Annotated in this window: 3 protein-coding genes and 1 pseudogene; 2 read left to right on the plus strand and 2 right to left on the minus strand. The window is 45.9% G+C overall.

Translation table 11 applies throughout. The features are described 5' to 3' along the window. A pseudogene (locus ACRC27_RS13175) lies at positions 1-226 on the plus strand (arginine:ornithine antiporter); the annotation flags it as partial. Positions 227-349: 123 nt separating this feature from the next. On the opposite strand, the gene ACRC27_RS13180 reads toward ACRC27_RS13175, so the two are convergent. Then, positions 350-748 (minus strand): hypothetical protein, encoded by a 399-nt coding sequence (locus tag ACRC27_RS13180; RefSeq protein WP_010863547.1) that lies wholly within the window; start codon positions 746-748, stop codon positions 350-352. Positions 749-898: 150 nt separating this feature from the next. Between ACRC27_RS13180 and folM the strand changes: the two genes are divergently transcribed. Next, entirely contained in the window at positions 899-1,618 is a 720-nt protein-coding gene (folM, locus tag ACRC27_RS13185) for a dihydromonapterin reductase (protein ID WP_438640083.1), read from the plus strand. A 182-nt stretch (positions 1,619-1,800) separates the two neighbouring features. Here the strand turns inward: folM and ACRC27_RS13190 are convergent. Continuing rightward, a partial coding sequence (locus ACRC27_RS13190) for a mechanosensitive ion channel family protein (protein ID WP_438640084.1) occupies positions 1,801-2,924 on the minus strand: 1,124 nt, incomplete at its 5' end.

Below are 2,924 nucleotides of genomic sequence, written 5' to 3' on the forward strand. Positions count from 1 at the left end.
TGGTGCAGGTGCGTGTATTTATGGGATCTGGTTGCTGTACGCATCAGGTCTGACTCATCTGATGATGTCAGTGCTGATGTATGCTCCAGGCTTGCTGATTTTCTTCTATGCGCGCCGTAATGATTGCGAATGTACGCCACTGAAGAAGATGGATCGCGTTGGGGTTTCCCTGCTGTTGTTGAGTGTATTGCCAGCGGCATGGTTGCTGTCACAAGGCATTTCCTAACCCTATCATCATTTCATTTCTGGATGTGAGAGCAAAAAAAACCGGCATATACCGCCGGTTTTTTTATAGCTGCTATCTAAGTTCTATGCTCAGAATTGATCTTCTGAATGACACACAACGTGCTCAGTGAATATTCACATCAAGGAACTCATCTTGCTGCTGAAGTTGTGCCGATGGGCACTCTTTTTCGATAGATGAAAGCTGAGATGCGTTTAACGCATAAGGCAAGCACACCCGAAGATGGGTAATTTTTTGCTGTTTGGCCAGTCTGATCAGACGGGCGATATTGTTTTCATCGCTGATTTGCGTAGACAGAATTTGCAGCGCTAAATCACGCAAACGATCCTCTGTCTTTTTATCTTTATTTATCTGACTGTTAAGCACAAATCCAAATAATGGTATTACACTGTAAATCGCATCAATGAAACTCCATTTCTTCTTACAGGACTCAGCCAAAAACGCCGTGTAGTCAAACGTCACTACTGTACGGCTCTCGACAGTATCAGTGTCTACCATTGCCATAACCCGATAATCCTCCTTCTCCCTGATTTTGACCTTATCTATCAGAGTGGTAAAGCAAAAATCCGATTCAGATGTTGAGCTGTGGCGCATTTCAGGATATCAATACAGCATATCACCTTCACCGAACAGATACATGTCATGCAGTCAGAAATGAGCAATGAGGTTTATATCATTACCGGTGGCGCGCGCCGGATTGGCTATGCGCTGACCCGCTTTTTTAGCGAGCAAGCTAAACGCGTTATCATCAGTTACCGGAGTGAATACCCTGAATTGGAAGAGCTTCGCGAGCGTGGCGTCTGCTGCCTGTATGCTGATTTTAGTACAGATCGCGGGATTAACGAGTTTGCAGAACAGGTTTCCCAGCAACTGAAGGAATGGGGAAATGCCTCAATTCGCGCATTGGTGCACAATGCCTCGGCATGGGAAAAAGATGGACATGATGCCGTGACACTGTCACATGCGTTAGATGCGATGATGCAAATTCATGTCAAAACCCCCTATCTTCTTAACCATCTGTTAGATAAGTCTTTTGCACCAAAAGCGGACATCATCCACTTTACCGATTATGTGGTGGAAAAAGGCAGTGATAAACACATTGCATACGCAGCGAGTAAAGCGGCGTTGGAGAACATGACTCTTTCGTTTGCCAAGAAATTTGCGCCAGCAGTTAAGGTGAATGCGATTGCTCCGGCTTTGATTATGTTCAATCCGCAAGACTCAGACGAGTACAAACAAAAAGCCTTGGATAAATCAGTGATGCAATGCGCGCCGGGCGAACAAGAGATTATCGAGGCGGTGTCGTATTTGCTACGCAGCAGCTACGTTACCGGACGCACATTGCATGTCGATGGTGGTCGTCATATACGCTGAGTTGATCCGGCAGTATTTCCGTAAAACGAACACCACGAACATCACGAACTGAAACGGGTTTACCGCATGTTTACTGTGCTAAGTGTCGCGCTCAGTAAAATGTACCGGTAAACCCGTTTTTCTTTGATGTTACTGGCTAATTTTAAGCCTGCCATTAGCGATAGTTATCTTTGAACTCAACGCTAGGATTTGAGAGTCACTGAGCCGGCTCCGCCGTTACTCGAACCTGAGCCAGCATTTCCCGGTCGGTTTAGCGGTACCGATTGCAAAAACACGGTTTCGCCAGGATATGCTAATGCCGCGCCCTGCTCTTTAATCAAGGTAATAATGCGCAAAAAGACTTGTTGTTGGATGGCTAGCCACTCAGCCCAATCGCTGGTTTTAGTGAAACAGTAGATGGAAAAGTTCAGTGATGATGCGCCGAACTCATTGAAACTGACCAGTAAATCTTGCGTTTGATCGATGGCATCGTGTTGCTGTAAATAGATTCTGACTGCGTTCACAACATCATCCATTTTCTCTGCATCTTCATAGCGCAGACCAATGGTGGCGGTGATTCTACGGTTGGTCATGCGCCCTGGGTTTTCAACGCTGATGTTCGAAAATACCGAGTTGGGGACATACAGTGGGCGGTTGTCGAACGTAAAGATTTTGGTTAATCGCCAGCCGATCGACTGCACGGTGCCTTCAATATTTCTATCTGGAGAGCTGACCCAATCCCCGACATTAAATGGCCGGTCAATGTAGATCATCAAGCCGCTGAAGAAGTTTGACAGGATATCTTTACCGGCTAAACCGATGATGATGGCTCCTGTCCCACCGAAAGCCAGTAATCCAGAAAAGCTGACGCCAAAGTAATCGGCGATGATCAGCGAAAATAGCAAGAGCACTGAGAACTTGCTGAGCTTGGTGATGGCACTCACGGTGGTTGAGTCTTTGCCGTGCATAATTTGCACTTTCTCAACCGAGTTCAGGTATTTGAAAATCCCACGAACCATCACCCAAATCACGGCAAATAAGCGAATATCACCGATAATACCGCTAAGTGATGGCATAAACTCATTGGCGACAATTCTGAGTAACTGCGTACTGCTCAGAATGAAGATACTCCACAAGATTACCGGTGAGCTGATTTGCCAAAACAGTCGCCATAAGTATTTGTGATAGTCACGGCTATTACGGTTTTTCTTACGAAAGACAAACCAAGCAATTAATGAGATCGCGGTAAATATCACCACAATCAGGATTTGGGCGAGCCAAGCATGCGCATCAAACACGCTTTGCAGCTGGATCAGAAATACCAGTA

The organism is Plesiomonas sp. (assembly GCF_051650925.1).
Classification (GTDB): domain Bacteria; phylum Pseudomonadota; class Gammaproteobacteria; order Enterobacterales; family CAMTGL01; genus Plesiomonas.

Excerpts from the sequence above, each read along its gene's own strand:
- folM (WP_438640083.1), top strand. The coding sequence starts at position 899 with ATGAGCAATGAGGTTTATATCATTACCGGTGGCGCGCGCCGGATTGGC.
- ACRC27_RS13180 (WP_010863547.1), bottom strand. The coding sequence starts at position 748 with ATGGCAATGGTAGACACTGATACTGTCGAGAGCCGTACAGTAGTGACG.